General features: G+C 72.2%; 20 protein-coding genes. 11 read left to right on the forward strand and 9 right to left on the reverse strand.

The window, feature by feature from the left end:
• Positions 1 to 115: 115 nt before the first annotated feature.
• The 6 genes from CBQ26_RS17905 to CBQ26_RS17930 all read right to left on the reverse strand — a co-directional run bounded on the left by CBQ26_RS17905 (position 116) and on the right by CBQ26_RS17930 (position 6,953).
• Positions 116 to 1,621, reverse strand: a complete 1,506-nt coding sequence (locus tag CBQ26_RS17905; protein WP_088249975.1) for an alpha/beta hydrolase — start codon at positions 1,619 to 1,621, stop codon at positions 116 to 118.
• 318 nt (positions 1,622 to 1,939) lie between these two features.
• Positions 1,940 to 2,716, reverse strand: a complete 777-nt coding sequence (locus CBQ26_RS17910) for a hypothetical protein (RefSeq protein ID WP_088249976.1) — start codon at positions 2,714 to 2,716, stop codon at positions 1,940 to 1,942.
• A gap of 61 nt (positions 2,717 to 2,777) precedes the next feature.
• Positions 2,778 to 3,875: a hypothetical protein gene (locus CBQ26_RS17915; protein ID WP_088249977.1), complete on the reverse strand. Its 1,098-nt coding sequence runs from the start codon at positions 3,873 to 3,875 to the stop codon at positions 2,778 to 2,780.
• A gap of 36 nt (positions 3,876 to 3,911) precedes the next feature.
• Complete coding sequence (locus CBQ26_RS17920; RefSeq protein WP_172418154.1) at positions 3,912 to 5,711, reverse strand: HSP90 family protein; 1,800 nt, start codon at positions 5,709 to 5,711, stop codon at positions 3,912 to 3,914.
• 71 nt (positions 5,712 to 5,782) lie between these two features.
• A complete protein-coding gene (locus tag CBQ26_RS17925; protein ID WP_172418155.1) occupies positions 5,783 to 6,304 on the reverse strand; it encodes a mismatch-specific DNA-glycosylase in 522 nt (173 codons plus the stop codon).
• A 52-nt stretch (positions 6,305 to 6,356) separates the two neighbouring features.
• Entirely contained in the window at positions 6,357 to 6,953 is a 597-nt protein-coding gene (locus tag CBQ26_RS17930) for a sulfite oxidase-like oxidoreductase (protein ID WP_088249980.1), read from the reverse strand.
• 253 nt (positions 6,954 to 7,206) lie between these two features.
• Between CBQ26_RS17930 and CBQ26_RS17935 the strand changes: the two genes are divergently transcribed.
• On the forward strand, positions 7,207 to 8,127 hold the full coding sequence (locus tag CBQ26_RS17935) for a DUF4032 domain-containing protein (RefSeq protein ID WP_088249981.1): 921 nt from the start codon (positions 7,207 to 7,209) through the stop codon (positions 8,125 to 8,127).
• Between the two features lie 60 nt (positions 8,128 to 8,187).
• Here CBQ26_RS17935 and CBQ26_RS17940 read toward each other — a convergent pair whose 3' ends face one another.
• Positions 8,188 to 9,516, reverse strand: coding sequence for a M17 family metallopeptidase (locus tag CBQ26_RS17940; RefSeq protein ID WP_088249982.1), 1,329 nt, complete (start codon positions 9,514 to 9,516; stop codon positions 8,188 to 8,190).
• An 89-nt stretch (positions 9,517 to 9,605) separates the two neighbouring features.
• Here CBQ26_RS17940 and CBQ26_RS17945 point away from each other — a divergent pair, with 89 nt between their 5' ends.
• On the forward strand, positions 9,606 to 9,938 hold the full coding sequence (locus CBQ26_RS17945) for an Asp23/Gls24 family envelope stress response protein (RefSeq protein WP_055362594.1): 333 nt from the start codon (positions 9,606 to 9,608) through the stop codon (positions 9,936 to 9,938).
• 55 nt (positions 9,939 to 9,993) lie between these two features.
• Positions 9,994 to 11,565 (forward strand): DAK2 domain-containing protein, encoded by a 1,572-nt coding sequence (locus tag CBQ26_RS17950; RefSeq protein WP_172418165.1) that lies wholly within the window; start codon positions 9,994 to 9,996, stop codon positions 11,563 to 11,565.
• Positions 11,566 to 11,692: 127 nt separating this feature from the next.
• On the opposite strand, the gene CBQ26_RS17955 is transcribed toward CBQ26_RS17950, so the two are convergent.
• Both CBQ26_RS17955 and CBQ26_RS17960 read right to left on the reverse strand, forming a co-directional pair.
• Positions 11,693 to 13,927 carry a VWD domain-containing protein gene (locus CBQ26_RS17955; protein ID WP_088249984.1) on the reverse strand — a complete coding sequence of 745 codons (2,235 nt, stop codon included), beginning with the start codon at positions 13,925 to 13,927 and terminating at the stop codon, positions 11,693 to 11,695.
• Between the two features lie 136 nt (positions 13,928 to 14,063).
• Positions 14,064 to 15,053, reverse strand: coding sequence for an acetamidase/formamidase family protein (locus CBQ26_RS17960; RefSeq protein ID WP_088249985.1), 990 nt, complete (start codon positions 15,051 to 15,053; stop codon positions 14,064 to 14,066).
• Positions 15,054 to 15,092: 39 nt separating this feature from the next.
• On the opposite strand from CBQ26_RS17960, the gene murF reads away from it, so the two are divergent.
• From murF to aroC, 8 genes are all read left to right on the forward strand, one after another.
• Positions 15,093 to 16,385, forward strand: a complete 1,293-nt coding sequence (murF, locus tag CBQ26_RS17965) for a UDP-N-acetylmuramoyl-tripeptide--D-alanyl-D-alanine ligase (RefSeq protein ID WP_088249986.1) — start codon at positions 15,093 to 15,095, stop codon at positions 16,383 to 16,385.
• Between the two features lie 225 nt (positions 16,386 to 16,610).
• Positions 16,611 to 17,357 carry a hypothetical protein gene (locus CBQ26_RS17970; protein WP_229843961.1) on the forward strand — a complete coding sequence of 249 codons (747 nt, stop codon included), beginning with the start codon at positions 16,611 to 16,613 and terminating at the stop codon, positions 17,355 to 17,357.
• Positions 17,358 to 17,774: 417 nt separating this feature from the next.
• Positions 17,775 to 18,953, forward strand: a complete 1,179-nt coding sequence (gene pilM / locus CBQ26_RS17975; protein WP_088249987.1) for a type IV pilus assembly protein PilM — start codon at positions 17,775 to 17,777, stop codon at positions 18,951 to 18,953.
• Entirely contained in the window at positions 18,946 to 19,638 is a 693-nt protein-coding gene (locus CBQ26_RS17980; RefSeq protein ID WP_088249988.1) for a fimbrial assembly protein, read from the forward strand. Before pilM ends, CBQ26_RS17980 begins: the two co-directional genes overlap by 8 nt.
• Complete coding sequence (locus CBQ26_RS17985; RefSeq protein ID WP_088249989.1) at positions 19,628 to 20,272, forward strand: type IV pilus inner membrane component PilO; 645 nt, start codon at positions 19,628 to 19,630, stop codon at positions 20,270 to 20,272. The genes CBQ26_RS17980 and CBQ26_RS17985 overlap by 11 nt, the downstream gene beginning before the upstream one ends.
• Positions 20,269 to 21,483, forward strand: coding sequence for a hypothetical protein (locus CBQ26_RS17990; RefSeq protein ID WP_143342200.1), 1,215 nt, complete (start codon positions 20,269 to 20,271; stop codon positions 21,481 to 21,483). The genes CBQ26_RS17985 and CBQ26_RS17990 overlap by 4 nt, the downstream gene beginning before the upstream one ends.
• Positions 21,484 to 21,486: 3 nt before the next feature.
• Positions 21,487 to 23,505: a secretin N-terminal domain-containing protein gene (locus CBQ26_RS17995; RefSeq protein ID WP_088249991.1), complete on the forward strand. Its 2,019-nt coding sequence runs from the start codon at positions 21,487 to 21,489 to the stop codon at positions 23,503 to 23,505.
• 106 nt (positions 23,506 to 23,611) lie between these two features.
• Positions 23,612 to 24,760, forward strand: a complete 1,149-nt coding sequence (gene aroC / locus CBQ26_RS18000) for a chorismate synthase (protein WP_088249992.1) — start codon at positions 23,612 to 23,614, stop codon at positions 24,758 to 24,760.
• Positions 24,761 to 24,811: the final 51 nt, after the last annotated feature.

Below are 24,811 nucleotides of genomic sequence, written 5' to 3' on the forward strand. Positions count from 1 at the left end.
CGGTGACGTTCCGGATTGTTGGCGAAACAAACGGAATCCGTATGAACCGGAGTGCGTATGGCACAGGCCCCCGCACGTCAGCGGGAGCCTGTGCCGTTCGGCTCCGGGGTAGGGTTCAGCGGGTCAGGGGTTGCATCCAGTCGCTGATCCAGCGGGCCACCTGATCGCCGCGCGTGACCGTGATGTCCAGGTGCGCGGCGTCCGGCAGGGTGCGGGTGGTCAGGGTGGCGCGGGTGGTCGCGGCGTACTGGCGGTACTGCGCCTCGGTGGTCACGCCGCGCGCGGCGGCGATGCCCAGGACCGGCAGGGCCAGCTGGGCGCCGTGCCAGACGGGCAGGGTCTTCTCGAAGGGCGTGCCGCGCGTGTCGGTGCGGGCGGCGGCGAGGTCCAGGGTCAGGCGGTTCGGGAAGTACCATTCGCTGTAATCGCTCAGGGGCGTCACGAAGCGCCGCGCGAAGTCCTGCGGGTCGGTGGGCGCGGCCGGGTCGGTCTGCCAGCCGACCGGGCGGGCGGGGTCCTGCGGGCCGACGATCCAGCGGGTGTCGCCCGCGCCGGGGAAGGCGGCGCCCAGCAGGCGGGCGCCCAGGTTGGGGGCCTCGCTGGCGTTCGTGGCGCGGCCGGTGTTCAGGGTCAGGAACGGCAGCAGCGCGTACCGCTGTTCGAGCTGGGTCATGGCGGCCGCGAGGTTGGTGGCGGGGAACAGGGTCAGGCCGCCGCTGGGGGCGGGGGCGTCCGGTGCGAGCGCCGCGAGGCGGGCCTGCGCGGCGGCGCGGCTGGCGAATTTCGGGCTGAACACGACCGAGTTCACGTACGGGTCGCGGGTCAGGTTGTTCAGGCCGGGCAGCGGTCCCAGCGGGTTGCGGGCCGCCTGCGTGTACTCGTCGGGGGTCAGGGGCGTGCCGCTCATCAGGCCGGGCAGACCGTCGAGCATGACCAGTCCGCGTACGTCCCGCGCGCCGGGCACGCCGCCGAAGTCGTAGGCGGCGTACAGGCCGCTCAGGGTGCCGCCCATGGAGTGACCGCCGATGAACACGTTCGGGGTCAGGCGGCGGGCGTCCAGCACGGCGACCCGCCAGTCACGCAGGGTGGTGTCCAGGCCCCAGTCCTTCATGAACGGCAGGCTGGCCGGGGAGCGGACGGGCAGCCCGGCGCGCGCCACGCCGCCCAGGGTGCCCAGGTCGCGGCCCAGCAGCGCCGCGTGGTCCTCGAGCAGGTTGCTGCGGCGGTCCACGGCCCACACGGCCCAGTCGGGGCGCAGCGTGACGATCTGCCGGGCCAGCCGGTCGAAACTGCCGGCCCCGCCGAGGTAGCCGGGCATCAGCAGCAGCACCGCCGACGGGGACCCGGAGCCGTAGCGGACGGTGACGCTGGCGTTCAGCTGGGGGGGCGTACCGGGCACCGGGGTGCCGGGCCTGACCGCGCGCCTTGCCGGGACGGCGTCCAGGCTGCGGCGGGCCGGGTCGGTCAGGGCGACGACGCCCGCGTCGAAGGGAACGTCGGTCCGGTCGGAGGTATCGACCGCGAACGCGTCCGCGAAGTCGGTGGGCGCACCGTCCTGCGCGGCGGCGGGGGCGGTCAGGGCGGCGGCCGTCAGGGTGAGGAGGAGGGCGCGGCGCTTCATGCCTCTCATGCTGGTCCGGGGCGGGCGGCCGGAAGGTGTTCCGCCTGACCGTGGGCCTTGAGGCGCCGCAGAGCGTTTCTTGGCCCGACGTGCAGGCCCCGCTCATGCGGCCGGGCTGGCCTCTCCCCTGGCGCCGACACGGCGTTCCCACCGTGGCTCATACGGACTGCCGTTTGTTTCGCCAACAATCCGGAAGGTCACCGCCCCTGCCGGCTCCACGTCCGGAGGGGCGTTTCTCTCCTGCTCTGCGGGGCAGCTCTCCGAGTCGCATCCGCTCGGACCCAGCGGGCTTTGCAGCCCATTCAACCGGAGTCCGTATCAGGTGGGTGGGTCGCTGTCCGGTTCGGGTCGGAGTTTGCCGCTCAGGTAGCGGCGGCGGGCCTGCGCCTCGCGGTCCTGCGCGGCGGCCTGCGCCTGCGTGACCTGCCGCATGCGGGTCTCGATCAGGTGCAGTTCGCGGGTCAGGTCCTCGGGGCGGCGCGGGCCGCTCTGCCACGCCGTCAGCAGTTCGGGCAGGTCCGCACGGGCGGCCTGCCGGGCGTCGAAGGCGTCGCGGGTCAGGGTGCCGCCGCTCGTGACGCGCAGGGCCTCGCGGGTGGCCTGCACGGCGGATTGCAGCGCGGGCCGCGCCGGGCTGGGCAGGCGGCGTTCGTGCTGCCGGAACGTTTCCAGCAGCGTCCATTCCTCGGGCGGGGCGGCGGCGTCCAGCGTGACCGGCGCGGGGCGGGTCAGTGTGCGGACGCGCCTGAACGCCCACACGCCGAACGCCACGAGCAGCGCCAGCACGAGGGCCAGCAGCCAGCCGGCCACGTCGCTGCCGGTCGCCACGCCGATGCCCAGCAGGATCGCCAGCGGCACCAGGACGCCCACGACCAGGAATCCGATGACGGTCAGGGCCAGCAGGCTTCCGGCGCGGCGCACCGTGGGTTGCAGGGCCGCCCCGGTGCTCCAGGGGTCGGCCGGCGCGGCCGGGTCGCGCCGGGCCGCGTGGACCAGCGTGCGGGCGGCTCCGGCCGCGCCGCTCACGACGCGGCGGGCCGCGCCCGAGGGCCGGGCCGGGTCTGACGGGCGGGAGGGCGGAATGCGGGACGCCATACTCCACAGTACGCGCCGTCCGGCCCGGCCGTTCCCGACTGGGACACGGTTGAGGGGAAGGTCAGGCGGGCGTGGGGCGCGGGAGGTCCGCCAGCGCCAGGATGCGTTCCAGCCGGTGGGCGTGGTACGGCAGGCCGTTGCGGGCGTCGAATGCCTGCGCGAGGGTCCGGGCGGCCCCGGCGTGATGCTCGAATCGTTCGTGGGCTGCGTACGTGCCGTCCGGGCGGTGGCCGGGCAGGTCCTGCGGGAGGGTCAGGGTGAGGGTGTCCCGACCGGCGGCCCGCAGGCCGCTGAACAGCAGCGCCGCCGCGAGGTGGAAGTCGAGGCGGGTGTCGAGTTCGGTGGTGCGTTCGGCCCAGCCGACGTGCCGGGCGTACCAGTCCTGCGCGGCGCTCAGGTCGGTCAGGCTCAGGTACTCCAGGTGGCGGGCCTGGGCGGTCACGTGGTCCGGGTCGCCCGCCACGAGGTCGCGGCCCTGTTCGTGGTGGCGGCGCGCCTCGTCCCAGCGGCCCAGGCGGATCAGGGCCGGGAGGACCATGCCGTGCGTGGAGTGCGGGATGTGCGAGCAGCTCATGCCGCGGTCCAGCATGCGCTGCACCTGCGCGGCGCACCCGGCGTCGTCCCCGGTGAACTCGTGGTAGTCGGCGATGGTCTGGGCCTCGCAGGCGGGGCAGTCGCTCAGGTGGTCGCGCCGCGCGAACTGCCAGATGTTGAAGGCGGTGCGCGCGCCGTTCACGTCGCCGCGGTGCAGCGCGAGTTGCAGCTCGAAGTACGGCACGGTGCCCCCGCCCGCCCCGAGGGCGCGGATGCGGTCGGCGTAGTCGCGGTGCAGGTTCTGGATTCGCTCCAGCGGAATCTGCGGGAAGTGGTGCGTGGCGATCAGCACCCACTTGTGGTACCAGGCGAGGCCGTGCTGTTCCCAGGCGCCCAGTTCGGCCTGGTGCTCGTCGAGGTACGCGCGGCACCAGGCGAACGCGACGAGCATCTTCTCGCTCTGCCCGGCGTAGTTGGCCGAGTAGATCAGTTCCTTGCGGGCCTCGTAGGCGGCCTCGCCGTCGCCGCTCAGGTCGGCCTGACGGACGGCCTCCTCGACCAGGGCGAGGCGCTGCGGGCCGTGCGGGAGGTTCTGCGCCTCTTCCAGGGTGGTGTGGACGGTCATGGTGGACTCCTCGGGGTGTGGTGTGGGTCGGGGCGGTCAGTTCAGGTGCGGGGCGGGGCGGCTGGGGTCCGGGTCGCCGAGGGCGGCGCCGATCAGGTCGAGCAGACCGCCGTTCAGCAGTTCCAGTTCCCGCGCGGTCAGGGGGTGGTGGCCCAGCAGCAGGGCCTGCACGTACAGCATGCCCAGCACGCGGCGCAGCAGCGGCCCGTCGGGCAGGTGCGCGGCCCGCTGCACGAGCGGGTGGTTCAGGTTGAAGTGAACGTCCATGGCGTAGGTGTCGGCGCTCACGTCCCTCAGGTCGTCGAGCAGGTCCGCCCACAGGCCGCCGGACGGCCCGACGGCCTGCCGGGTCCGGTGCAGGTCGCGTTGCGCGCCGGGGAAGGCCATGGCGCACAGCGCGGCCGGTTCGAAGCGGCTCAGGCGCACGCCGGCGTCCAGGGGGGCCAGGGTGTCCTGCGCGGCGGCCAGCAGCGTGGCGGTCGCGCGGCGTTCGGCCGGGGTGGGCGGCGCGAGGTCCTGCACCAGATCGGCGGCGCTCAGGCGCGTGACGCGCACCTGCGGGTTCAGGGCGCCGTAGCGTTCCAGCAGGGTGTGGTCGTAGGTGTACACGGCGTGAATGACGGGCGGCCCGCCGGGCGCCGCGAGCTGCGCGGCCTGCCGGTACAGGTTCAGGTCCGCCACGAAACGCAGTTCCCCGTCGCTGCGTTCCAGCAGTTCCGGCAGGGTCTGGCGGCCGGCGCTGGACTCGAACGGCAGCCACGGCAGGAACAGCGTCAGGAAGTCGTCGTCCTCGGCGGCCAGCGCCTTGATGCTCAGGTAGTGCAGCGTGATCAGTTCGCGCAGGCGGCCCGGCTGCTCGCGCGCCAGCCGCAGCAGCCAGTCGCGCAGCGTCCCGGCGATCTCCTCGCGGGCGGCGTGCAGGTCGGCGTCGTCGCGCAGGGCGTCGCGGGCGGCGTTGGGCCGCAGCGTTCCGGCGTCCAGTACGGTCTTCACGAAGAACGCCCAGCGGGGCGTCAGCTGCTCCTCCTGTTCCGAGAGCAGCATGTGCCGCACGTATACCCGGTGGTGGCCGCGGGCGTCCAGGCTGGGCGTCCAGGGCAGGATGAACGCCACGCCGCGCACGGCCCCGGCGTGGGTGTTCACGTCCACGAAGTCCAGCGGGGGGGCGTTCAGCAGCGCCTCGCCGTACGCCAGCGTCGCGGCGCGGCGGGCCTCCTCGCCGCGCGAGTGGTCCAGCCAGGGTGCGCCCGTGGCGTTCAGGGGCGCCCCGCCCAGCGTGACCGGGTACGGCAGCAGCGCGCCGTACTCGGCGGCCCAGGCGGCCACCCGGTCGGGCAGCAGGAACGCGGCGCGGTCCGGGCGGGCGCGCAGGGTGATCTGCGTACCGACCGGCCCGTCGGGCAGCCCGGCGTCCTCGCCGGTCAGCAGGGTGTACGAGCCGTCCGCGCGGCCCACCCAGCGCACGGGCGGCGTGCCGCGCGCCGAGCGGGACACCAGTTCGATCTCCTCGCTGACCAGGAAGCAGGCGAGCAGCCCGATGCCGAACTGACCGATGAATTCCACGCTGCCGCGCTTGGAGGACCGGCCGATGGTCGCCAGGAAGGTGTGAATGTCGTCCGGGGACAGGCCCACGCCGTTGTCGGTGAAGGTCAGGCGGCCCTCCTGCACGTCGAAGGTCAGGGCGGGGCTGAACGCGTCGCCTAGGTCGGTGCGGGCGCGGATGGCGTCCACGCCGTTCTGCATGAGTTCACGGACGTACACTTCCGGCCCGGCGTACAGGTGTTCGCTGAGCAGGTCGATCAGGCCCCGGAGGTCCACGGCGAAGGAGCGGGTCATGCGGAGCATTCTTTCAGACGGCCCGCCCGTTCACCCCCGCACAGTGGCGCATGGTCCCTGACTGCAACGGCTTAGGGCCGGGTGGAGGCGGGCTGTTCGGGGCGCAGCTCCGCCACGCGCGCGGCGAGCGCCTGCCAGGGCTCCAGCTGAAAGTGAGAGAAGGCCAGCGGGCTGGTGCTGGGCAGTACCCACAGCTCCGCGCCTTCCAGCCGCTCCGGTTGCGGGCCGTAGGGCAGGCGGGCGGTGGGTACGCCCAGAGTCTCGGCCGCGCCGCGCTTGCTGGTGAAGGCCACGAGGCCCGGTCGGTAGCGGCGCAGTTTGCCGCGCAGTTCGCCCGGCGCGAAGGCGTGGGCAGGCAGCGCGGCGTCCACGCCACTGTGCCGTTTGGCCACGTCGGTCAGGCCGATCCCGAACTCCGGCAGCCGGGGGTACTCCTGCGGGTCCAGCAGGCGCGGGGTCAGGCCCACGGCGTGCAGGGTGCGCCAGAAGCGGTTGCCGGGGTTGGCGTAGTACGCGCGGGCGGCGGCGCTGATGCGGCTGGGCGCCGTGCCGACAAGCACCAGCGTCAGGCCGGGGCGCAGTACGTCCGGCACGAGGTACTCGCCCGCGCCGGTCAGGTCGGCCGCCGCGTCTGGCGTCGGCTTCTCAGTCGTCGTCGTAGCGTTCCTCGATGAAGGGATCGCCGCGCATGTGGTAGCCGTTCTTCTCCCAGAAACCGGGCCGGTCGGCGGCCATGAATTCCAGGCCGGTCAGCCACTTGGCGCTCTTCCAGAAGTACAGGTGCGGCACGACCAGCCGCAGCGGGCCGCCGTGCTCGGCGTCCAGGGGCTGCCCGTCGAAGGTGTGGGCCAGCAGGTTCTCAGGCCGCGTGAAGTCCTCCAGGCTCAGGTTGGTGGTGTACCCCCCCACCGAGTGCTGCATGACGTGGGTGGCGCCGGGTTTCAGTTGCAGGTGCTCCATCAGGTCCACGACGCGCACGCCGGTCCAGGTGGTGTCCAGTTTGCTCCAGTGCGTCACGCAGTGGATGTCGTACGTCAGGGTGGTCTGCGGCAGGGCCATCAGGTCCGCCCAGGTCAGGGTCTTCTCCTCGGCCAGTCCGGTCACGCGGATCACCACGTCCTGCGGCGCGTAGTGCTGCGTGGGGCCGTACGTCAGGACCGGAAAGCGGGTCGTGAGCGTCTGGCCGGGCGGCACGCGGCCTCCCATGTCGTCCGCCGGTTTCTTGAAGAATTTCCCGAGCATGGCTGCATTCAACACGCCCCCACCCCGCCCCGCACAGGGCGCAGGACACCTTCGGGGCGTGCATGAAGTGTTTCGATAGGCCCGCGCTCCCCCTGACGGGGAGGTGACCGGAGCGGCGCACCCTGCGGGACAGGGAACCCGCCCGGCCGGTGTATCCTGAAGGCACGACCGGGGGTCCTGACCTCTTCCCCCGTTGACGGCAGGCTCCCGGCCCAGTCGCGCCCAGCTGCGGGCGCAAGGAGAGTTGAGCCCCATGTCCGCATTTGATCAGGCCAAGCACGAAGTCGAGCGCGCCCGCTTCCTGGGGGACGTCCGCGACCTGCTGGCCATCCTGCGCCGCCAGCCGAACGAACTGCTGCCCTTCGAATGGGTCCGTCACCTCGCGCCGGACGGAGAGTTCCAGCGCGGCCTCCAGACCATTGAGGTCGATCACATCATCGGGTCGGTGGACCGGTACCGCGAGTTCGACCGGCACTACCTGCCCAAGGAACGCCACCTGGACGAACGCTGGATCGGGGTGCGCTCGGCGCAGTTGCAGGGCAAGGAGCTGCCCCCCATCCAGGTGTACAAGGTCGGGGACCTGTACTTCGTGAAGGACGGCAACCACCGCGTGTCCGTCGCCCGGCGCCAGGGTCAGAAGTACATCGACGCGTACGTGATCGAGCTGCACGTCGCCGTGCCGCCCGAGGAGGACGACACCCTCAAGACCCTGATCATCAAGGGCGAGTACGCGCAGTTCCTGAAGGCCACGAACCTGGACCGGACCGTGCCCGGCCACCGCGCCATCCGTTTCACGACGCCCGGCCGCTACGAGCGCCTGCTGGAGCACATCCGCACCCGCCAGTACTTCCTGGACCGCAAGCCCGAACGGGCCGGGCTGCCCCCCGTGACCTTCGAGGAGGCGGCCGAGAGCTGGTACCACCGCCTGTACGCCCGCATCGTCGAGAACATCGAGAAGCACGACGTCATGACCCGCTTTCCCGGCCGCACCGAGGCGGACCTGTACCTGTGGATCATGGATCACCGTTACTTCCTGACCCAGAAGTACGGGCATGACGTGGGCAGCGAGGAAGCCACCATCGACTTCGGCGCGAACCACGCCCCGCCCGCCTACAAACGCCTGGGCCAGCGCATGCGCCTGATGCTGCGCGGCCGCCTGCACCCCACCATGTAATGCGGCGGGGGGAGTGGGGAGCGGGTCGCGGCTAACTCCCCACTCCCCCCTGCCCTGCTGTCAGCGGGCCAGCACGTACTCCACCAGGGTCCCCACGCCCCAGCCGGTGGCGTTTTCCTCGCGGGCGGCGTTCCCGGCGATGTCCAGGTGCGCCCAGGGGCGGGTGACGAACTGCTGAAGGAACAGCGCGGCCTTGATGCTGCCGCCCGCCGGTTGCAGGTCGCTGTTCCTCAGGTCGGCCAGCGTGCCCTTCTGGAAGGCTTTCAGGTACGGCTGGTGCAGCGGCAGTTCCCACACGAGTTCCCCGGCGGCCAGCGCGGCGGCCTTCAGTCGGTCGGTCAGGGCGGGGTCGCTGCTGAACAGCGCGGCGATGTCGTTGCCCAGGGCGCTGATCTTCACGCCGGTCAGGGTGGCGAGGTCCACGAGTTCGGTCGCGCCCTCCTGGCAGGCGACGGTCAGGGTGTCGGCCAGGACGAGGCGGCCCTCGGCGTCGGTGTTCGTGACCTCGACGTGCAGGCCGTTGGCGGCGCGGTAGATGTCGCCGGGGCGCATGGCGTCCGGGCCGACCATGTTCTCGGCGGCGGCCACGTACGCGCGGACCTCGGTGCCTTCGGGGATGTGGGCGCGCAGGTCGGCCAGGGCGCGCATGGCGCCCAGCACGGCGGCCGCGCCACCCATGTCGTTCTTCATGCCGTACATCCCGGCCGGGGGTTTCAGCGAGTACCCGCCGGTGTCGAAGGTGATGCCCTTCCCGACCAGCGCCAGGGTGCGCGTGGCCTCGCCGCGTGCGGGAATGGTCACGCGGATCAGGCGCGGGCCGTGCGTGCTGCCGGCGGCGACGGCGGCCAGCAGGCCCATGCCGCGCGCCGTGATGTCCGCGCCGTCCCAGACGTCCACGTCCAGGCCCAGCGGTTCCAGGGTGCGGGCCTCGCGGGCCAGCGTGGCGGGGTTCAGGACGTTCGCGGGCGCGCTCGTCAGGTCGCGGGCGAAGGTCACGCCGGCGTGCAGGCCGGTCACGCGCGCGGCGTCCGCGCGGCTCAGGCCGTCGAGGGCCAGGGTCAGTTCCGGGCGGTCTGCGGGAGCGCGGTAGCGGGTGTCCTGCCACGCCCCGCCCAGGGCGGCCCCGGCCAGCGCGGCGGCGTACGGGGTAGCGGCCACCTGCACGGTCCCGGCGCGCAGCTCGCGGGCCAGTCGGGCCAGGGCGGCGCCCACCTCGCGGGCCTCGTCGGGGCTGGCGGGGGCCAGGGCGGCGGCCTCGTCGTGCGAGTCGCGGCGGGCGCGCAGGCGCACCTCGCCGGGCTTCAGGTCGCGGGTCACGCGGTCGGCGTCGTCCGGGCCGACGAACGAGAGGGTCAGGTCGGCACGCTCCAGAGTGTGGACAAGGGGCATACGCGCAGTACAGCACGGCCCGCGCCCGGCGGGTTCCGGCACGCGGGACGGCCCGCTCTGACAGGCCGGGCGGTATACTGCCCTTTACTGTGACTGGCTCTATTCAAATTACCGAGGCGGCCCTCGCCTCGCTTATCGGGCTGATCGCCCATGAGATTCCCGGCGTGGTGGGCATGGCTCCCGCGAACCTGAAAGAGGGCATCAGCCGGGTGCTGGGGCGCGCGAACGTCAGTGACGGCGTGGTCATCAGCCGCGACGGGAACCGCTTCGCGGCGGACCTGTACGTGGTCGTCGCGTACGGCGTCAGCATTCCCACGGTCGCGCGCAATATCGTCGAGCGCGTGGAACACACCCTGAAAACCCAGGCGGGCACCGAACTGACCGCCATCCGCGTGCATGCCGTGGGGGTGCAGCGTGTCTGACCAGGCCCCCCAGTCCGCCGGGCACGCGACCCTGGCCCCCGCCACCCTGGCGCACATGCTGCGCTACGCCACCGACTGGCTCGGCGTGTACCGCGAGCAGGTGAACGCCCTGAACGTCTACCCCGTCCCGGACGGCGACACCGGCACGAACATGCACCTGACCATGCAGTCCGTGCGGCGCGAACTCGACACCTGCGACGAGAACTCCATGCCCGGCGTGGCGCGCGCCATCAGTTACGGCGCGCTGCTGGGCGCGCGCGGCAACAGCGGCGTGATCCTCTCGCAGCTGCTCAAGGGGTTTGCCGAGACGATCAAGGATGTCCGCGAGATCGACCCGGCCACCCTGACCCGCGCGTTCCAGGCGGCGCAGAAGGTCGGGTACGGCGCGGTCATGAAACCCGTCGAGGGCACCATCCTGACCGTCGCGCGCGGCGTGGCCGAGGGCGCCGCCCGGCCCCGCGAGACCGATACCGCCGAGACCGTGCTGGAACAGGCGCTGTTCCGGGGTCAGGAACTGCTGGATCAGACGCCCGAGATGCTGCCCGCGCTGAAGCAGGCGGGCGTGATCGACAGCGGCGGCCAGGGCTACCTGTACCTCGTGCAGGGGATGCTGGCGGCGCTGCGCGGCGAGGCGCTGCCGCCCGCCCCCGAGATCACCAGTTACGCGCAGGAGCAGTTCGAGAACGAGGAATTCGGGTACTGCACCGAGTTCCTGATGAGCCACGCGACCACCTCCATCGAGGAGATCCGCGAACTCGTCACGCCGTTCGGGGACAGCCTGCTGGTCGTGGGCGCCGAGGGGTACGTCAAGGGCCACATTCACACGAACCAGCCGGACGAACTGCTCGCCACGGTCGGCCGTCACGGCCGGATGCTCAAGACCAAGGTCGAGGACATGAGCGAGCAGCACACGGAGATCCTGGGCATGGCCGGAGCGTCCGCCCGCGCCGAGGAGGAAATCCAGCCCAGCGGACTGGTCGCCGTGGCGAACGGGTACGGACTGGTGAAACTGTTCCGCAGCCTGGGCGCGCGCATCGTGTCCGGCGGGCAGACCGCCAACCCCAGCGTGCAGGACATCGTGGACGCCGTGCGGTCCGTCAGCGCCGAACGGGTCGTGATCCTGCCCAACAACAAGAACGTCCTGATGGCCGCCGAGAAGGCCATGGAGCTCATGGAGGGCCGCGCCGTTGTGATTCCCACCCGCACGCTCGGGCAGGGCATCGGCGCGGCGCTGAACTTCAGCGCGGACGTCCCGGCCGCCGACCTCGTGGACGCCATGACCGACGCCGCGCGCGCCGTCACGACCTTCGAGGTCACGCGCGCCAGCCGCACCACAAACATCACCGTCAAGGACGGCCGCACCCTGGACATCGCCGAGGGCGACGTGATCGGCCTGATCGACGACGAACTCACCCAGAGTGGCGGCACGCCCGAACAGAGCGTGCTGGAAATGCTCAACCGCCACTACGCCGGGCAGGAGATCGTCACGGTGTTCAGCGGTCCCCAGAAGACCCAGGAGGACCTGGACGCCCTGAGCGCCAGCATCCGCGCCGCCTTCCCCATGGTCGAAGTCGAGGCACACGCCGGCGGCCCCGACCTGTACGACTACCTCGTCACGCTGGAGTAAACAGGGAAAGGGGTCAGTGGGTCGGTCGCCTGACCCGCACCCCTCAGAGACAGAAGCAGGGAGCGTCGGCGGTGGCCGACGCTCCCTGCTTCCTGCTGTTCCTGTCCTCTACGGCCCACTCCCCTCTTCAGCGGCAGTCCCCGGCGGGTACGGTCACGGTCTGCGTGCCCGTGAAGCGGTTGTTGGCGGTGCTCGCTTCGGGGAAGAACGCGCCGAAGTTCACGCGGGCGGCGTAGGTGTGCGCGCCGGGCGCCGTGGTGGGCTGCGCAGCGGGGTAGTACACGGGGACCGTGACGGTCACGCTCTCGCCGGGCGCCAGGGCGGGCAGGCCCACGCCGTTGCCACGGTAGCCGGCGCCCAGGGTCTCGTCGCGGGTGTCCACGACCTGCGCGAGGCCCACGTCGCTGCGGGCGGGGCTGGGGGCCGCGCCGACGTTCCGGACGGTCACGCGGGCGTTCACGAGGGGCGCGCCGCCCGCGCAGGTGCCGCTGTACGCGGCGCTGAACGCGGTGACGGTCAGGTCCGGCAGGGCGAGGCGCACCTGATCACGGGCGGGTTGCGTGTCGGCGCTGCTCGCCGCGAAGCGGGGGTTTTCGGTCAGGGCCACGTCGGTCACGCAGCGGTCCAGCAGCAGCGGATCGGTGACCCCCGCCGCGCGGCAGGTCGCCTCGGCCCCGGCAGCGGCGCCCGCCGGGACGACCGGCGGCGCGGACGGGAAGGCCGGATCGTCGAAGCCTCCGAACCGCTGGCCCTCGTCGTACACGAACAGCGACTCGGCGGGGGTCGGCACCCGCCAGGAGTTCCCGAAGGTGCCGTACAGGTCGGCAGGCGTCACGGGGCTGCTCAGGACCGCGCCGCCGCGCGCAGTCAGGTCGTTGGTGGTCACACCGTCGAAGTTCCCCCACACGCCCCGCACCCGCCCGCGCCGGGCGTCCGGGAGGGTCAGGCGGGCGTCCAGGTAGGCGCCATTGTTCGTGATCGCCAGCCGCTCCCCGCCGGGGAACTCCAGGGTGTACACGTTGCCGCTCTGGGTAACGCGGTGCCCGCCGCCCAGGTCCAGGCCCCCGGCGGGCACGTCCGTCCGCACCCCCGCCTCGCCGATGCGAAGCGCGGGAATCATTCCGGCGTACACGCCCACCTTCTGCCCGTTCATGCGGGTAGCGACCGCCGTGTTCACGCTGACGACGCTGCTGCCGCCCCAGGGACGCTGGCGGGCCTGCACCCGGAAGCCGTCCGTGACGCTCTGGGTCAGGTCGAACTCCCCGACCGCCTGGAATTCCAGGGCTGTCTGGTCCAGCGTGATCAGGTGCGGGTCGCCCCAGCTGACCGCCGGGGGGTTCGGCGCGGCGGCCTGCACGGTCACGTCCCGCCCGGCCTCGTTCCCGTTGCGGATCGCCATGCGCGAGTCCGGCGTGAAACTGCCCACGAACGCCCCGTCGTTGTAGGCGTACACGCGGACCTTCACGGTCTGCCCCGTCGGGAGCGCGCCCGCCGGGATGCTGAAACTGCGCGCCGAGCCCGGCAGGTCCCCGGACCGCCACGCGTGCCCCGCGCCGCCCGTCACCCAGGTGGCGGACACCACGAACCGCTGCGGGTTGCTCGCGGACGTCCACGCGACCGGCAGCGCCGCCGACGCCGCGAGGCTGCTGCCCGCCGCCGGGGCGGTCAGGGCGGGCGCTTCGGGCACGACGTCCGACGCGAACACCAGGCACTCGCCGGCCCGCGTCAGCAGATTCAGCGGCGCACCCACCGCCACGGGGGCCGGGAGGGTCCCCTGGAACAGCCCTCCGCCCGACGCGGCGAGGGTCGTGCCGTTCACGGTGACGGTCACGGGCACGGTGGCCGCGCCGCCCACCCGCACGTTCTGCGACTGTGCGCCCATGTCCGTGCCCTGCACCGGGTAGCGCGCGCACACCAGCGGCCCGCCCGACCCGGGCACCGGCGACAGGGACGCGGCCAGTTTCGCCTCGCCCAGCGCCACCACCCGGAAGTCGTACCGCTGCCCGTTCTTCAGGCCCTTCGCCCGGAACGACATCGGCCCGCCCGCCTTGCCGGGCAACAGCGGTTGCGCCGTCAGCTTCTGCCCACCCTGGTACACGTCGTACCCGGCCGCCCGCGCGTCACCGGGCCACACCAGCGTCACCGCGCCGTCGTCCGGCAGCACCAGCAGTTGCGGCCCCAGCACGGCGCGCAGCACGTTCGGGTTCAGCACCGGCTGTAGCGGATTGAGCGTCCCCTGCGCCATCAGACCCTGTGCCATCAGACCCTGCGCCACAACACCCTGCGCGCCCGCCGCGCCCAGCAGCGTCAACGTGACCAGCCCACCCACCACGGCCCCCAGTCCCTTTCGCGTGTTCAGCATGAGTCCTGCCTCCTTCCCGGCATGCCCGCCGAGTTGAGGACAGCGTAGAAAAGCCCCCGTGAGCGGCCCATGATCACCCGCGCCGGGAGCGTGATCAGGCACACCCGGACTGCCGGCTGCTGTCAGCCTTCTGCCATCAGCCTTCCGCCGCCCCGAAGATGTCCAGCGGCAGGAAGGCGCTGACGGTGTAGTGGGGGGCGTCCACGATCTGACTGATCTTCAGGTCCACGCAGGCGCTGGCGAGGACGTAGGCGTCTTCCAGGCTCAGGCCGCGCGCTTGCAGGCGGCGCAGCAGAGCGCGCAGGGCGATGCGGGCGGCCTCCATCAGGTCGGGGTGGTGGCCGGTGGTGGCGTGCCACGCGCGGCTGCTGCCGCCGGGGGTGGTCGTGGCGAACTCCGGGGTGGTGATTCCGGCCTGCGGTTCGACGTGGACGCGCAAGGTCAGTTGCCCGGCGGTTTCGATGCCGGTGCCGCTGACCTCGCCGTCGCCCTGCGCGCCGTGCAGGTCCCCGGCGGACAGGAGGGCGCCGGGCACCTCGACCGGCAGCCAGAGGGTGCTGCCCACCACGAGTTGCCGGATGTCCATGTTCCCGCCGACGTGGCGGGGCGGCGCGGTGGGGTGCGCCCCCGGCGCGGCCGGGGCGACGCCGATCACGCCGGGGAACGGCGCGAGCGGCACGCGGATGCCGGGCCGGAAGTCAGCGTGCGTGCCGGCGCGCAGGTCCCAGAAGTGCGTGTGGGGGCGCAGCCCCTCGGCGGCCAGGGCGGCGTCGAGCAGGCCGATGCCGTCCGGGCGGCAGCCAGTCCAGCCCCACGCGGCGGTCTGCACGTCCAGGATCTCGATGCGCAGGGCGTCGCCGGGCTGCGCGCCGCGCACGTGAACGGGGCCGGTCAGGGGGTGGCCGCGCGGGCCGGGGCGTTGCGGGTGGGCGTCCGCGACGATCAGGGGCAGCAGTTCGGGCGGGGCGTTCAGTTCGCCGTTCGCGACCCGGCGGGCCACGCCGCCGTCCGAGGCGTCCAGGGTGTGCAGCGTGACGGTGTCGCCGCTGTCCACGGTCAGCGCAGGTGGCAGGGCGTGGTCCCAGACGGTGTGGACGGCGCCGGTCCCCAGGGAGTGGTGGGTCATGCGGGTCAGGATAGGGCGGGGCCGGTATGCTGGTGCGTCATGGTCGATCCTTTCTGCGCGTTGCCCTTTTCCGCCGCTGTTCACCCGGAGGCCCGCCCGGCGCGGCGCCTGACGTGGGATTCGCGCGAGGCCGGCCCGGACGTGGCGTTCGTGGCGCTGCCCGGCGAGCGGATGCACGGCAACGCCTTCGTGGAGCAGGCGCTCGCGGCGGGCGCACCGTTCGTGCTGACGGACCTGGACGTGCCGCGCGCGGTCCGCGTGGACGACGCGCAGGCGGCGCTGTTCGCCTGGGCGCGCGCCGAGCGGGCGCGCAGTCCGCTGGTGGTGGGCGTGACGGGCAGCGCCGGGAAGACCACCGCGAAGAGTTTCGTGGCGGCGGCGCTGGACGCGCAGTTCATGCCGGTGTTCAACACCATGCCCGCCATCGCCTGCTTCCTGATCGAGCTGGGCGGCAGCGGGCGGCCGCTGGTGGTCGAGATGGGCATCGACCGGATCGGCGAGATGGCCGAACTGGTGGACCTGGTGCGCCCGGACGTGGGCGTGATCACCAGCATCGGCCCGGCGCACCTGGAGCAGCTGGGCAGCATCGAGGGCATCGTGCGGGAGAAGGGCGTGATCCTGCGCGGCGTGGACGGCCGCCCGGTGCGTGGGCTGGTGGGAGCGCAGGCGTCTGCCTTCTATCCGGGGGTGGACAGTTACGGGTTCGGGCCGGTCACGCACGCGGGCGAGGACCTGACCGTGACAGCGCAGGGCGCGTCGTTCCGGTTCGCGGGCGTGCCCGTCACGTTGCCGCTGGCGGCGCGGGTGCAGGCCGAGGCGGCGGTGCTGGCCCTGACGCTGGCGCACGAGGCGGGCGTGCCGCTTCCCGAGGCAGCGGCCCGGCTGGCGGCGGTCAGCGTGCCGGGCGGCCGGTACCGGGTGCATCCGGGGCGGTTCACGGTGATCGACGACGCGTACAACGCCTCGCCGGTGGCGGTGCGGGCGGCACTGGACGCCCTGAACGGCTGGCCGGGCCGGCGGATCAGCGTGCTGGGCCGCATGCTGGAACTCGGGCCGACCGAGCGGGACCTGCACGCCGGGGTAGGCGCGTACGCCCGCACGCAGGCGGACCTGACCTTCGGGGTGGGCGCCTTCGCGGCCGAGCTGGGCGACCGGGCCTTCGCGACCGTGCCGGAACTGACGGCCGCCCTGCTGGCCGAGGTGCGGGACGGGGACGTGCTGCTGGTCAAGGCCAGCCGGGGCATCAGCTGGACGCCCGAACGCCGCGCGCAGGAGGGCGTGGGCCTGGACGTGGTGGTGCGCGCCCTGCTGGCCGCGCGGGACGCGGAGTAATACGGACTGCCGTTTGTTTCGCCGACCATCCGGAACTTCACCGCCCCTGCCGGCTCCACGTCCGGAGGGGCGTTTTTCTCCTGCTCTGCGGGGCAGCTCTCCGAGTCGCATCCGCTCGGACCGGGCGGGCTTTGCAGCCCATTCAACCGGCGTCCGGATAAGGGCTGCGGGCCGGCGTCAGGACGCCCTCACGGGAGGTCCGGGCCGGCGGGTCAGAATGCGGGCATGGTTTCCCGCTCTGGCCGCCCGCGTGCCCTGACCGTCCTGCTGTCCCTGCCGCTGTGGCTGGCCGGGTGCGCGCCCGCCGCGCTGGGCGAGTTGCCGGCCGGGGCGGCGTTCCGCGCGGCGTTCAGTGATCAGGGGGTGGCGTGGGTAGCGTCCGGGCGGGCCTGCGTGGCGCGCGCGCCGTCGTTCCGGGTGAACTGCCCGCCGCTGCCGCCGGCGGTGGACGTCGCCTGGAACGGCCCGGACGCCTGGGCGGGCGTGCCGGGCGTGGGGGTGGTCGTCACGCTGGACGGCGCGGCCCGCACCGTGGACGTGGGGCGCGTCGCGGCCCTGAGTGCCGGGCGGGTGTACCGCGAGGACGGCAGCGCCGTCACGTACGCGAACGGGCCGGTGCGGGGCGTGCCGGGCCGCCCGTCGGCCGCCGTGACGGTGGGCGACGCGGAGTTCGCGCTGGTGGGGGGCGAGGTGCGCCGCGTGGCGGACGGCGCGGTCCTGGCGCGCGGCGCGGCGTTCCTGACGGTCACGCCGGACGGCGCGGCGGGCAGCGCGCAGCCGCAACTCGTCACGGCCGAGGGCACGTACCGCCTGACGGGCGAGCGGCTCGAACGGCTGGACCCGACCGGGCGGGTGGTGGCGACCACGCCGCACGGGCCGGGGCGGGTGGGGCGCGTGGGATCGCTGATCGTGACGGTGGATGTGGCGGGAACGGTCCGGGCGTTCGGGGTGGACCTCAGCCCGGTCCGCTGAGGGCCGGACCGGCAATCCCCCGGACCAGCACGCTCCCGGATCAGCACGTCCCCGGAGAGGCGGGCGGACGGCGCCCTGACCGGCCGCGCCGGCGCGTGAGCAAGATGAAGGTGCGGTGTTCATGGTGTACTGCAGGTCACCCCGGCCCGTCGCCTTCACGTTCGGGGTGGGGTGGCAGCCGGCCTCTCGGCACCCGGCCCGTGCCCGCGCCCACTGACTGCCAGGGTTCTGCGCGCTCCTGGCGCGACTTTTCCTGTAGGCTCAGGGTGTCAGAGTTCCGTAAGCGCGTGGGTGGTTGCATGGGGCGGCATGTCCCTTTCAGTCGTCCCGTCCCCGTCTTCTCACCCCCGCTCCCTCTGGTCCCGCGCTGCACGCCAGATGAGTGAATGCTAAAATCCGCGTGATCCTGGAGGGAGAATGTCGAGTTTCCTGAACCGCCTCTTAAACCCACGTCCGAACGCCCTCGGCGTGGAAATCGGCACGAGTGCCATCAAGGTCGTGGCCCTGCGCCCCGGCTCACCGCCTTCCCTCCAGCACGCCGTGATGGTGCCCACACCCATCGGCAGCATGCGTGACGGACTGGTGGTCGAGCCGCAGGCCGTCGCCACCGAACTCAAGAACCTGCTGGCCGAGCACCGCATCACCAACAAGTTCGCCGTGACCGCCGTGCCCAACCAGGTGGCGGTCACGCGCAACATCATGGTGCCGCGCATGGAACGCAAGGACCTGCAGGAAGCCATCAAGTGGGAGGCCGAGCGCTACATTCCCTACCCCATCGACGACGTCAGCCTGGACTTCGACCTGCTCGACGACCTGAGCACCGTCCCCGAGGACGGGCAGATGGAGGTCGTGATCGCCGCCGCGCCCACCGAGGCCATCGCCCGGCAGATCGAGGTGCTGCGCCTCGCGGGCCTGGAACCCAGCATCGTGGACCTCAAGAGCTTCGCGTCGCTGCGCGCGCTGCGCGGCAACCTGCTGGGCGAACACCTGACCAAGAGCACCCTGACCGGCACGAACTACACCGAGGCCGGCGAGGTGGCGCTCGTCATGGAGATCGGCGCGAGCAGCTCCGTGATCAACCTCGTGCGCGGCGACCGGGTCCTGATGGCGCGCAACATCAACGTGTCCGCCGACGACTTCACGACCGCGCTGCAGAAGGCCTTCGACCTGGACTTCAGCGCCGCCGAGGACGTGAAACTCGGGTACGCGACCGCCACGACCCCCACCGAGGACGAGGAGGACCTGCTGAACTTCGACATGGCCCGCGAGCAGTACTCTCCGGCGCGCGTGTTCGAGGTGATCCGCCCCGTGCTGGGCGACCTGATCACCGAGATCCGCCGCAGCTTGGAGTTCTACCGCGTGCAGAGCGGCGACGTGGTCATCGACCGGACGTTCCTGGCCGGCGGCGGCGCGAAACTGCGCGGGCTGGCCGCCGCGATCAGCGACGCGCTGGGCTTCCGCGTGGAGGTCGCCAGCCCCTGGCTGACCGTGCAGACCGATCAGGCGAACGTGGACACGGGGTACCTGCAGGCCAACGCGCCGGAGTTCACGGTGCCGCTGGGCCTCGCGCTGCGGGGGGTGACGAGCCGTGGTTGAAATCAACCTGCTGCCGCAGCAGTACCGCAAGCAGTCGGAACCCAGCGCCTGGCGCTTTGCCACGTACGCCCTGATTCCGGTCACGGTCGCCGCGATCCTGATCCCGGAAGTCATGACCGCCACCCGCGCCGGGGACCTGCGCAAGCAGATCGACAGCCTGAACGGCGAGGCCACGGCCCTGGCGCCCGTCAACCGCGAGTTCTCGGAACTGACCCGCGAGAAGACCGAACTGGAACAGATCACCTCAATCGCCACGCAGCTGCGCGACGGCAAGACCTACTGGACGAACGACCTCGCGGCGTTCACGGCGCAGCTGCCGGCGGGCAGTGGCGTGGCCGTGCAGAGCATGACCATCAAGGCGCTCGACGCGGCCGCCCTGGGTACCCTGCAGCAGGGCGGCGTGTACAGCGGCAAGAACGTGACGCGCGAGATCGACCTGACCGGCTCGGCCGCCAGCCAGCAGGCGGTGGTCGGCTTCCTGCGGACCTTCGAGAACAACCCGAACTTCGGCGTGAACTTCCGGTCCATGCAGTCCGACGGCGAGACCGGGCAGTACACCTTCAACGCCAGCGTGGGCATCGTGCAGCCCGTCGCGCAGACCGAAACCCCGGCCGACCCGAACGCCCCGGCCACCGCGCCCGCCGCTCCGTCCGGCACCGCGGAGGGAGGCCCCAGTGTTAACTAAACTCTCGCCGCGTAACCTGTTCCTGGCGGCGCTGGGCCTGTGCCTGGTGATCCTGGCGCTGTGGTACACCATGCGGTTCCAGCCCCGGCAGGCCGAGATCAGCAACCTGCAGGGCGAACTGGACACCCTGAACTCCCGCGTGGTCGTGCTGCGCAGCAACGCCAGTCGCGTCCCGGCGCTGCGCGAGGAAGTCGCGGCGCTCAAGGTGCAGCAGGACGAGTTCCTGGCCGCGCTGCCGCAGACCGCGAACTTCGGCGGGGTGCTGGACGAACTGCGCCTGACCTCCAGCGCCGCCGGGGCCAGCATGGACAGCTTCACCGTGCAGAGCGGCAACGTGACGGGCCTGCCGGCCGGCGTGCGGCCCATCGGCCTGAACCTCAGCGTCAGCGGCCGTTTCGCCGAGCTGTTCCAGATGCTGCGTTCGGTCGAGACCATGAGCCGCTTCACGAACGTGAACAACCTGAGCCTGCAACTGCCGGAAGCCACCAGCCTCGACCCTGAACTGCAGGGCACCATGAGCCTGACCGTCTACACCTTCGATCCCGCCCAGGCCGCCGCGACCGGCACGCCGGGCGCCCCGGACGCCGCGCCGGCCGCGCCCGCCGCTCCGGCGCCCGCAGGAGGCACCCAGTGACGCGCGCGCCCGTGAAACTCTCCCGAGAAATGAAGGTGCTGCTGGGCCTGCTGCTGCTGGTCGCCGCGATCGGCGTGTACTACCTGCTGACCAAACCCAGCGCGGACGACCTGGCCAGCCAGCCGCAGCCGCCCGTCGTGACCGGCGGTCCCGGCGACGACACCATTCCCGTCACGCCGGCCGAACCCGACCCGGCCACCGGCGAGACGCCGGGCGTGGCCGTGCAGCCCGACGCGCAGGTCGAGGTGGAAGTCATTCCGCCCTTCCCCACCGACGGCGTCGCCACGGACCCCACTGCCCCCGCACCGGGCGACGTGCCCCCCACCCCGGCCGGCATCAACCCCGAAGGCACGCTGGCGGCCGTGCCCGGCAACAACCCCTTCCGGCCGCTGCAGGTCACGGGGGACAGCAGCGCCCCGGCCGGGCAGACCCCCGCGCCGGTCACGCCCGACTCGACGGCACCCGACACGACCGCCAGCGTTCCCACGCCGGTCGTCCCGGCCGTGGACCCGCTCGGCAGTACCGGCGGCCCGCTCGGGATCAGCCCACTGCCCGGCGCGAACGGCTCGGAGAGCAGCTCCGGCGGGGCCGTCCCGGTTCCCGTCATTCCCGGCGGCGACGGCAGCACCGGCCCGGTCGCGCAGCCCGTGGTCGTCACGCCCATCCCCGGCGGCGATCCGGTCGTCGTGAACCCCGGCCAGACGGCCCCCGCGCAGCCCGCCCCGGTCAAACCTCCGGTGGCCGGCGTCAGCGTGCCCGGCGTGACCAGCATCCCGGCCCTGACGGCCAGCACCGGCGGCGCCACGAACGGTACCGGCGGCGCTACGAACGGTACCGGCGGCGCTACGAACGGTACCGGCGGCGCTACGAACGGTACCGGCGGCGTGACGAACGGTACCGGCGGCACGCCCGCCACCGCGACCCCCGCGCCCGGCACGCCGCAGGTCATCACGGACCTGGGCAGCGGCAACGCCAGCGTGCCGGCCCTCAACGAACTCGACGCCTTCGTGCAGACGCAGGAACTGGCCTTCAACGCCGTGGTCCTCGGGCCTGTCAACACCGCCATCTTCCGCAGCAAGGACGGTTTCGTGGTCGTGTCGGTCGGCCAGAAACTCCCGGACACGCAGGTCACGGTCAAGGAAGTCACGGCGACCGGCGCCACGCTGAGCCTGGGCAACAACTCTAGAACCCTCGAACTGGACAAAAGGTGAGCCATGACTAAACGCTTCGCATTCCTCCTGCTGACCGCCGCGCTGGGCATGGCCGCCGCGCAGACCTCCCCTGCCACCCCGGCCGCGCAGACGAGCGCCGTGGCCGACAGCGCCCTGTCCGGCGCGAACGTCACCATCGAAATCGGGCGTTACGGCGGACCGCTGTCGAGCCTGCTGTCCGCGCTGGCCAAATCGGCCGGGTACGGCCTGATCCTGGACACCAACGTGGACGCGCTGCCCTCGGCGGCCGGCACGGCGACCCCCACCACCGAGGCAGGCACCGGCACCGCCGGTACGCCCGCCGCGACCGGCACGGCCCGCCCGGTCGTGTACTCCTTCCAGAACAAACCCTTCAACGAGGTCTGGCCCCTCCTGATGGACGTGTACGGCCTGAGCTACGACGTGGTGCGCCTGAGCGGCGAGCCGGTCCTGCGGGTCAGCAACACGCCCATCCAGCGCAGCGTGACCCTGAAGAACGCGGACGCCACGCAGGCCTCGCAGCAGGTGAAGCTGTTCTTCGGAACGCCCACGTACAGCGAGACGCCGCAGCGCGACGCGCAGGGCAACACGACCGGCGTGCTGCGCACCCTGGCGGACGTGAAACTGGATTCCGCGACCCTGCGGATCATTCCGGACGTGCGCAGCAACAGCGTGATCATCCGCGGCACGAACAAGGAAGTGGCCGAGGTCACGCGCCTGCTGGGGCAGCTGGACAGCACGCCCGGCGCCGGCACCAGCACCACCAGCACCGAGACGCAGACCGTGCAGCGCGTGTACGCCGTGAAGGGCGCGCAGGCGGACATCGTGGCGCTGCTGGCCGCGCAGTATCCGGGCCTGAAGGTCACGCCGGTCGGGCAGACCGGGCAGCTGGTGATCACGGGACCGCAGAACCAGCTGGACGCCGCCGTGGCCCTGCTGGGTCAGGTGGACCGCGTGGCGCCGGTCGTGGCGGGCGCGCAGATCACGCAGCGGGTGTTCCAGCTGGTGAATGCCAGCGCCGAGGAGGTCAAGGCGACCCTGGAAGGCACGCTGGCGCGTGAACTGACCAGCAGTTCGATCGTGCCGAACGCCACGCTGATCGACCCGACGACCGGGCAGCCGTACACGACGGGCGCGCTGGCGAACGCGCCGCTGAACCCCGTGTCCAGCACGACCGGCACCGGCACGACCGCGACCGACACCAAGGCCGCCACCGCGTCGATCATCGCGGACAAGCGGACGAACACCCTGATCGTGCGCGGCACGGCCGATCAGGTGGCTCAGGTGGCCGACCTGATCCCGAACCTGGATCAGCGGGTGCCGCAGATCAACGTGCAGGTCCGCATTCAGGAGATCACGGAGACGGCCAGCCGCAGCCTGGGCATGGACTGGAAGGCGGGCTTCGGGGGCTTCACGGTCAGCGCGGGCAGCGGCGGACTGGGCGCGGCCTTCGATCCGACGCGCAGTCTGGTGGGCTTCAACCTGGGCGCGACCCTGAACACGTTGCAGGGCCAGGGCCTGAGCAAGAGCGTGTACGACGGCGCGATCACCATGCAGAGCGGTCAGCGGTCGCTGGGCAGCGGGACCAGCACGCAGAACGCGTCGGGGTCGGCGGCGGCGACCATCAAGAGCGGCGGGCGACTGGAGCTGAACGTGCCGTCCACGGCAGCGAACGTGGCGCCCATCCAGAAGCAGATCGACTACGGCGTGAACCTGGACTTCTTCGATCCGCAGGTCGCGCCGGACGGCACGATCACCATGCGGGTGCGCGGCCAGATCAACGACCTGCGGACTGCCATCACGGCGGACACCGTGCCGAACCTGTTGCAGTTCGTGAACAGCGAGGCCCAGACGACCCTGACCTTCAAGAACGGCGAGACGCTGCTGCTGAGCGGCCTGCTGAAGACCACCGAGAGCACCAACCGGGACGGCGTGCCGTTCCTGTCGTCCATCCCGGTGATCGGCGGGCTGTTCGGCCGCGAAGCGACCAAGAAGGAGCAGACGCAGCTGCTGGTGGTCATCACGGGGAACGTCGTCAAGTAACCCCTCGCGTTCACTCTGCCCCCCTCGCCGCACTGCGGTGCGGGGGGCGTGTTTGTTTGGTCATGCCTTCCGCGCGGCGGGTGGGGGGGCGCTACAGTCCGGGAGTATGAGGTACTTGACCGCCGGGGAGTCGCACGGGCCGCAATTGACGGCCATCATCGAGGGGCTGCCTGCGCAGTTGGATCTGGGCAAGGGGGACATCGACCCGTGGCTGCGCAGGCGGCAGGGCGGGTACGGCCGGGGCCGGCGGATGGTGATCGAGACGGACGAGGCCGAGATCCTCAGCGGGGTGCGGGCGGGCCGCACGACGGGCGCGCCGGTCACGCTGGCGATTGCCAACAGGGATCACCGGAACTGGACGGAGATCATGTCACCCGAGCCGGGCGGCGAGCCGCGCAAGAAGGCCCTGACGGACGCGCGGCCCGGTCACGCGGACCTGACAGGCGGCATCAAGTACCGGCACAAGGACCTGCGGGACGTGCTGGAGCGCGCCAGTGCGCGTGAAACGGCGGCGCGCGTGGCGGTCGGCAGCGTGGCCCTGAAACTGCTGGGCGAGCTGGGCGTGCAGGGCGCGAACTACGTGGCGAACCTCGCGGGGATCGAGACGCGGGAGGCGTTCTCCTGGGACGCGCTGGACGCCATCGAGGACAGCGACCTGCGCACGCCGGACGCAGACGCCGCCGCGCAGATGCGTGAACGGATCGATCAGGCCAAGCGGGACGGCGACACGCTGGGCGGCATCCTGGAGGTCCGGTTCCGGGGCCTGCCGGTGGGGCTGGGGTCGTTCGTGCATTACGACCGCAAGCTGGACGGGCGGATCGCGCAGGCGTGCCTGAGCGTGCAGGCCATGAAGGGCGTCGAGATCGGCCGGGCCTTCGAGAACGCCACCCGCCCCGGCAGCGGCGTTCACGACGCGGTGTACTACCGCGAGGGCACGTACGCGCGCGACACGAACGGCGCGGGCGGCCTGGAGGCCGGCATGACGAACGGCGAGGAGCTGATCGTGCGGGTCGCCATGAAGCCCATCGCCACGCTGATGAAGCCGCTGCCGACCGTGAACGTCGTGTCGCACGAGCCGTCCGACGCGGCCCGCGAGCGCAGCGACACGACAGCCGTTCCGGCGGCGGGCGTGGTGCTTCAGTGCGCGATCGGATGGGTGCTGGCCGAAGCGATGCTGGAGAAGTTCGGCGGCGACACCCTGCCCGAGTTGCAGGAGCGCGTGGCGGCGGCCCGCGCGTACGCCCAGGCGTACTGAGGGGGCGCGGGTGCTGAGCGACACGCCGGGTCACCCGGCCGGCGCGGCGGC

The organism is Deinococcus indicus, from assembly GCF_002198095.1.
Taxonomy (GTDB): domain Bacteria; phylum Deinococcota; class Deinococci; order Deinococcales; family Deinococcaceae; genus Deinococcus; species Deinococcus caeni.